Source organism: Kitasatospora sp. NPDC001159 (assembly GCF_053598235.1).
Genome location: NZ_JBSFJV010000093.1, coordinates 22,607 through 29,267, shown reverse-complemented (window position 1 = coordinate 29,267; position 6,661 = coordinate 22,607). Strand labels below are relative to the sequence as shown.

Sequence of the window (6,661 nt, the reverse complement as noted above, 5' to 3'; positions counted from 1 at the left end):
AGTGGGTACTTCATCGGTGCGGCCATCGTGGGGCTTCCTTCCATGCTCCCCATCTGAACCGCTGTCAGCTTCTCCCGCATCCCGGGGGAGTCTCAATCAGGTGCCAGGCTATGACGAGGATCGAGCGGGCGACGGCGACCAGCGCCTTGGCGTGGCCCCGGCGTTTGACGATCCGGCGGTAGCGCGAGCCGAGGAAGGTGTCTGTGCGGGCGGCGGCGTTGGCCGCTTCGCCCAGGGCGCCCTTGAGCCAGGGATTTCCCCGGCCGGCTGGGCCGGTGGTGTTCTTGGTCCCGGACTGAATGGTCCGGGGGCAGAGCTTGGCCCAGGAGACCAGGTGCTCCGGGCTGGGGAAGCGGCTCATGTCCAGGCCGATCTCGGCGAGGATGATCTGCGCGGTGACCGCTCCGACTCCGGGAATGGCGTCGAGGCGCTCGACCAGCTCAGGTCCGGGGCGTCCGGCAGCGGTGGTTGGCGCGTCGTCGTGCTCGGCAGCGGCGGCCGGGCCGGCCAGCTCGCTGAGAAGCGCGGTGATGTGCCGGTCGAGTTCGGAGATCTGCCGGGTGAAGTGGTCGACGGTGTCCAGCAGGATCCGCAGGAGACGGCTGTGGTGGTCCTCGAACTGGCCGGTCAGTGCCTCGACGAGGGCATCGCGCTTGTTGACCAGGCTGCCTCTGGCCAGCTCCGCGAGCGAACGCGGGTTGCGCTCGCCAGCGACCAGGGCGTTGAGCATCGCCCGGCCTGAGACGCCGAAGAGGTCGGAGACCACGCTGGAGAGCTTGATCTGGGCGTCTTCGAGGGCCTTCTCGACGCGGTGCTTGTGGCGGGTGCGGTCCTGCGTGAAGGCGGTGCGGGTGCGGGTGAGGTCCCGCAGCTGGCGCACCGGCTTCGGCGGCACGAACGAGGCGCGGACCATGCCGCGCTCGGCGAGCTTGGCCAGCCAGACCGCGTCGAGCTTGTCGGTCTTCGGGCGTCCCGGGACGTTTTTCACCTCGCGGGCGTTGACCAGCCAGCACTCCAGGCCGCGGGCCTCCAAGAGGTAGAAGAACGGCTTCCAGTAGTTGCCGGTGGCTTCCATCACCACCCGCTGGACGCCTTGGCAGAGCAGCCGGTCGCCGAGCTCCAGGACCGCGTTGGTGGTCGAGGCCACCGTCCAGACCTGCTGCACCCACCGGCCCTCGCGGTCCTCGTGCGGCAGCCGCATGCAGACCACCCCGGATGCTTTCGCGATGTCGATCGCCGCGACCCGGGCCACTGCCCCGTCGGCCTGGTCTTCTCTCGTCTCCTCCACAGGTTGTCCTCCCTTGCTGTCGCGCTCCAGGGCGGGGGCCATCCGGGGAGCCTGAGGGAGGCGGAGAAGCTGAACGGCGTGCTCAAGGCGACAGTGCGTGGTCCCTCGGGCGGCCGCCTCACCAGACTCCTATGCGGACTCGAAGCCCAAACATCATGCGGCGTCAGCGGACGGCCCCCGCACCGATTTTCACGCGGGCAAGGCGTCATCCGCAGGTGAACGGCTGACTCCTATGGACTTCGTCAAGCCGCTGAGGCTGCCGGCGCCTGGTAGAGGATTCCGTCTCTGAGCATGGCGAAGAGCACGTCGATGCGGCGGCGGGCGAGGCAGACGAGTGCGGCGACGTGGTGTTTGCCCTCGCGGCGTTGGTGGAGGCCAGCGATGCTGGGTCGATGCCGGGGCAGCGGAAGAGAAGACGTCAGCAGCAGGACGAGGTGCGACGGTCTCCGAGCGTCGGACACGCAGATCGACTGGACGGCGGTGCGGATGGACACGTTCTGTGGACGCCTGATGCAGTCGACCACCTACCGGCTGAGCCTCTTCGTGCCGAACGTCGTGCCCGATCCGGGCCAGGACTGCTGATGGCTGCGGCCTGGGGCTCGGCGGTGTCGCAGGTAGCGATTGCTGGACGACGGCCGAGCTTGGCGGCGGTGGCCCGGATGCGGTGGGTGACCAGCTCGCTCATGCCGTTCCTCCCTCCGCTTCGTTCGAGCGGATGGCCAGCACGGTGATGCCGAGAGCGTCGGTGAAACCGTCCGGGGCGGTGACGGGGTGCTCGCCGCGAGCGGCGAGGAAGTCCGTCAAAGCCCGGTGAACGTCCTTGCCGGCCCGGTTGAAGAACTCCTCGGTGAGTTCCAGGAGCTGGGCGGCGCTCAGGGCCCAGTCCCGCCAGTACTCCGGGGTGCCGGGCCGGGCGATGGCCGTGTCGTGGTGGTCGGTCACGCGGTTTCCTTCTCGGTCGTGGCGCTCGTGCTGCCGGGTGTCGGGGCAAGGCGGATCGGGCGGACGCCCGCGATCTCGTTGTAGAACTGCAACGGGGCTTGCCCATGGTTGGCAGGGCGCGATCGTCGCCGGCGCATCCGACCTGCCGACGAGCCTGATCGAACCGTGGGCGAAGCGCGTCGGCGCCAGGCCCGAGCCCGGCGCGAACATGCGGCCCGATGCCGTCCGCGACGCAGACGCCCCAGACTTCGGCAATGAACTCGGTCTGGAATACGGCGACCAGAGAGCCGTCTGGCATGCCTCCCACGACGGACACAGGGAACGCAACCTGCGGCTTCTCGCCCTCGCCCGCGGTGTGCACGACCTGCGCACCCTCGATGGCGGAGACGACAGGGACGGCCACCGGCGAGCGGTGCCCAGCGCGGTGTGGTATGGCCTGCTCGCCGAGGACACCCTCGACCTCGAACCGTTCGAGTCGGTCAGCGGCGAGCGGTGGCGAAGCGGCGGCGGCATCCCGCTCGGAGTGCTCGCCGAGGCCCAGATCTACACGACGAACGCCAACCCGCGGATCCAGGGCAAGGGGCACTCTCCCATGTGCAGGCACTCCCACGAGCGCGGTGTCGCGGTGGACGACGACCTGCTGACCATCGCCGACCTGCTCGGAAGGGGGCGGCCTCGACTCCCACTGGTGCGGCAAGTGCGGAGGCTACGCGGTGCGCCGACTCACCGACACCCAGCTGTCCTACTACCGCGCCGCGCACCGCCTCCACGCTATCGCCCGGAAAGTCGACCCCGAATGGCGCGGGCATGCCCGGATCGACGCCGAGGCGATTACCGTGCAGCTCGCCGAACTTGCCGATTGGCACCCGGCCGGTGAGGGCTACTGTCCGGGCGAGGGGCCTGGAAATGGAGGAGGATCGTCGGCGAGCTGCGGAAGAAGGCCGAAGCCGTCCACCATCACGATCTGCCGTAGCAGCCGGACAACCGTCACCCCATCCAGCCGCACCGGAGAACGCAGCACCCGTGGAAACCCCGCCACCCGCATCACCGACCTGGCCGGCCGACCACCGCCGGCTGCTGAAGCGCCTCACCGGGCCGTTGCGCAGGGCCGGCTGGACCGAAGACGAATACTGCTGGGACGCCGATGACGAGGACGAGCCGATGCCCGCCACCGCAGTCTCCGTAGAATTCTCACGCTCAGTGGTACGTCCACACCTTCATCGCGCACCGGCCCGTCCGGGCGGTGAAGGCGAAGATCCGTGCCCTGACGCACAAGACATCGCAGCAGGACTTCGCGTCCGTGCTGGTCAGGCTTGCCCAGATCATGCGCGGATGGGCCAACTACTTCCGACATGCCGTGGCGAAATGGACCTTCAGCAAACTGGACGGGGCGCTCGCCGTCTGCTATCCGGCCCCGATCCACGACCACGGGCCGGATGAGCCGTGCAGCTACGACTCGGAGGACCCCGCAGTCCGGCGGCCGGACGAGGAGGCGATGGAGAAGCTTCGCCGGGCCTGGGAACGGCACGGTTTCTCCCTGCTCGCCGAGGGTGTGTACGCCTGCCGGATGGAGCCCTGACCACCGAACCGGCCCCGTCCGTGTGCATCCTCAGCGGTGCACGGACGGGGCCTTGGTTGGCTGCTGGTCGACCAGGGCTCTCGCCGTGTCTCAGACCTCGCCGAGGGCGACGTTCGGGTTCGTCAGGCGGTCGGCGTCTACCACACGCTTGGAGACGATCAGTTCGCGGATCGGGTCGGTGACATCCCAGAGGTTCATGTTCATACCGGCGAGCACCCGGCCGCCGGAGAGCCAGAACGCGATGAACTCGTTGGCCTTCACGTCCCCTCGGAACACGACCCTGTCGTAGCCGTCAGGCTCGACGTAGCCGAGGTATTCCATGCTCAGTTTGTCCCGCGACGCCACCGGCTCGTTAGGATGCCGAGGTGTCCACTCGGCATCGGTGAAGAAGTACGGGACCCGGTCGTGGACCGCGTCCGGCTGCCCGAGCATCGCCCGGGCGGCGGTCTGCGGCTGGTTGAGGGCGTTGGCCCAGTGCTCGACCCGGATGTGCCGGGCGAACAGCGGGTGGAAGGCGTTGGCGACGTCGCCGGCCGCGTAGACGTCCGGGTCCGAGGTGCGCAGCTGCCGGTCGGTCTTGATGCCGTTGTCGACTTCCAGCCCGGCCGCCTCGGCGAGTTCGGTGGCGGGGGAGATGCCGATGCCGATCACCACCGCGTCGGCCGCCACCTCGGTGCCGTCGCCGAGCTTCACGCCGCTCACGGTGCCGCCGGTGCCGGTGAGTTCGCTGACCTGGACGCCGAAGCGCAGGTCCACGCCGTGGTCGCGGTGCAGGTCGGCGAAGACCTGGGCGACCTCCCGGCCCAGCACCCGCAGCAGCGGCAGCTCCATGGCCTCCAGGACGGTCACCTCGGCGCCCGCCGTGCGGGCGGCGGCCGCCACCTCCAGGCCGATCCAGCCGGCGCCGATGACCGCGATCCGGGCGCCGGGGCGCAGCGCCGCCTTGATCCGGTCGCTGTCCTCGACCCGACGCAGGTAGAGCACGCCGTCCTGGTCGGCGCCGGGTACGGGGAGCCGGCGCGGCACCGAGCCGGTGGTAAGCAGCAGCTTGGCGTACTCGATCCGGCCGTCGTCGGCGAGGGTGATGGTGTGCCCGGCCGGGTCGATCGCGGCCACTGCCGTGCCCAGGCGCAGTGTGACGTCGTGCTCGGCGTACCACTGCGGCGGGTGGACGTAGATCTTCTCCCGGGACTCCTTGCCGAGCAGGTAGCCCTTGGACAGCGGGGGCCGCTCGTACGGGCGCTCGTGCTCCTCACCGATCAGGACGATGCCGCCCCGGTACCCGGCCTCGCGCAGCGCCTCCGCCGCCTTGGCGCCGCCCAGGGACGCCCCGACGATCACGATCGGACGCTCACGCCCGTCGGCCGCTCCGGTCGCGCCGCCCGTTCCGGTCGTGCCAGCCGTGCCCGCCATGATCAACTCCTTGCTCTCCGCCGCAGACCACGGGTCAGCCTGCCGCCGCACGGGTGGCCTGTCGAGACCGCGACGGGCGCGCCGCGTCATGCTCGCCCGTTCGGGTGAACGTGCGGGCCTACGCGGTCATCGCGTCCCTGACCAGGGCGGTGTCGGTGAACTGCTCGAAGCGGACGATCCGGCCGCCGCGCACGGTGAAGTGGTGGGCCACCCGGACCGCGAGCGGCTTTCCGGTGCCCTTGTGGACGGCCGTGTAGCGGGCCAGGACGACGACGTTCTCGCCGTCCACCACGTAGGTGTCGTCGTGCGCCGTCCAGTTGTCCCATTCGGCGGCCAGGCGCTCCATGACGTTGGCGGTGACGACCTTCGGGGTGCGGTGGGTGCCGGCCTGCGGGAAGCCGGCCATCTCGGTCCACTCGACGTCCTCGGCGAGGGTGGCGCGCAGCGCGGACAGGTCGCCCCGGGCGGAGGCCAGGTACTGGCGGCGGACCACGTCGGCGGGGGTGGCGGACTCGGCGAAGGCGGCGACGTCCCGGGGGATCTCGATCATCGCGCGCTCAGCCCCAAGCCATCTCGCCCATGGCGACCTTGGTGCCGAGGTCGACCGCGATCAGCAGCCCCAGCTCCGGGAAGCGCCGCTCCAGCGCCTCCTTGGCGGCGGCCGCGTCGGCGGCCCGGCCGAGCTCGGTCTCGAAGGCGCGCAGGTAGGCGCGGGTGTGGTCGATGGCGTTCAGGTCGGTGGGCGCGTCGGCGACCCGGTGGCCGGCCGCCACCCAGGTCGGGTGGAGCGCCTCCATGCCGTCCAGTAGGTCGATCCAGGCGGCGCGTTGAGCGGACGAGGGGGTGTCGGCCGTCCACACGTGCAGGCCCTCGAAGAGCAGCACCCCGCCGAGCACCGCGCGGTGGTGGTGCTGCCACAGGTAGTGCCGGTCGGGCAGGTGGAAGTCGGCGCCGCGCAGCTCGAACCGGTGGCCCTCGAAGACGATCTCGTCCCCCGGCAGCACCTCGGGCCGGACCAGCCGGGTGGGCAGCTCGGGGCCCAGGTGGGACCAGGCGCGCAGTTTGGCGTCGAAGGTCTCCTGGATGTGCTCGACGGTGGTGGCGGAGGCCAGGAAGCGGGCCTGCGGGAAGGCGTCCTGGACCTCCTGGGCGCCGAAGTAGAAGTCCGGGTCGCCGTGGCTGACGAAGACGGTGGTCAGCCGCTTGCCGCTGGCGCGGACCTGCTCGACCAGGCGGCGCCCGTCGGAGCGGGTGAACCCGGCGTCCACCAGCATGGCGTCGTTCGGTCCGGTGACCAGGACGGAGGTCTTGTTGAGCGAGCTGTCGGGGCTGTCGATGATCTCGAACTCGAGTGCGCTCATGCTATGGAGTCCTTCCTCGGGCCGGGCACGCCTCGTCGCAAGCATCGGCGGTGGGTGCCCGGTCCGCATCCGGAATGC

General features: G+C 70.3%; 6 protein-coding genes. 1 reads left to right on the top strand and 5 read right to left on the bottom strand.

Annotation, left to right across the window (positions count from 1 at the left end; genetic code table 11):
- Window positions 1-64: 64 nt before the first annotated feature.
- Both ACWC9T_RS32905 and ACWC9T_RS32900 read right to left on the bottom strand, forming a co-directional pair.
- Entirely contained in the window at window positions 65-1,330 is a 1,266-nt protein-coding gene (locus ACWC9T_RS32905; protein WP_449824712.1) for an IS110 family transposase, read from the bottom strand.
- A gap of 639 nt (window positions 1,331-1,969) precedes the next feature.
- Window positions 1,970-2,230 carry a hypothetical protein gene (locus tag ACWC9T_RS32900; RefSeq protein ID WP_449824711.1) on the bottom strand — a complete coding sequence of 87 codons (261 nt, stop codon included), beginning with the start codon at window positions 2,228-2,230 and terminating at the stop codon, window positions 1,970-1,972.
- Window positions 2,231-3,473: 1,243 nt separating this feature from the next.
- Between ACWC9T_RS32900 and ACWC9T_RS32895 the strand changes: the two genes are divergently transcribed.
- Window positions 3,474-3,809, top strand: coding sequence for a group II intron maturase-specific domain-containing protein (locus ACWC9T_RS32895; protein ID WP_449824710.1), 336 nt, complete (start codon window positions 3,474-3,476; stop codon window positions 3,807-3,809).
- A gap of 90 nt (window positions 3,810-3,899) precedes the next feature.
- Here the strand turns inward: ACWC9T_RS32895 and ACWC9T_RS32890 are convergent, their stop codons facing one another.
- From ACWC9T_RS32890 to ACWC9T_RS32880, 3 genes are all read right to left on the bottom strand, one after another.
- A complete protein-coding gene (locus tag ACWC9T_RS32890; RefSeq protein WP_449824709.1) occupies window positions 3,900-5,222 on the bottom strand; it encodes an NAD(P)/FAD-dependent oxidoreductase in 1,323 nt (440 codons plus the stop codon).
- A gap of 118 nt (window positions 5,223-5,340) precedes the next feature.
- Window positions 5,341-5,772 carry a nuclear transport factor 2 family protein gene (locus ACWC9T_RS32885; RefSeq protein WP_449824708.1) on the bottom strand — a complete coding sequence of 144 codons (432 nt, stop codon included), beginning with the start codon at window positions 5,770-5,772 and terminating at the stop codon, window positions 5,341-5,343.
- Between the two features lie 7 nt (window positions 5,773-5,779).
- Window positions 5,780-6,583 (bottom strand): MBL fold metallo-hydrolase, encoded by an 804-nt coding sequence (locus tag ACWC9T_RS32880; protein WP_449824707.1) that lies wholly within the window; start codon window positions 6,581-6,583, stop codon window positions 5,780-5,782.
- Window positions 6,584-6,661: the final 78 nt, after the last annotated feature.

What these genes read in the sequence shown, in the direction of transcription:
- ACWC9T_RS32905 (WP_449824712.1), bottom strand. Translation starts at nt 1,330, where the DNA reads ATGGCCCCCGCCCTGGAGCGCGACAGCAAGGGAGGACAACCTGTGGAG.
- ACWC9T_RS32890 (WP_449824709.1), bottom strand. Translation starts at nt 5,222, where the DNA reads ATGGCGGGCACGGCTGGCACGACCGGAACGGGCGGCGCGACCGGAGCG.
- ACWC9T_RS32885 (WP_449824708.1), bottom strand. Translation starts at nt 5,772, where the DNA reads ATGATCGAGATCCCCCGGGACGTCGCCGCCTTCGCCGAGTCCGCCACC.
- ACWC9T_RS32880 (WP_449824707.1), bottom strand. Translation starts at nt 6,583, where the DNA reads ATGAGCGCACTCGAGTTCGAGATCATCGACAGCCCCGACAGCTCGCTC.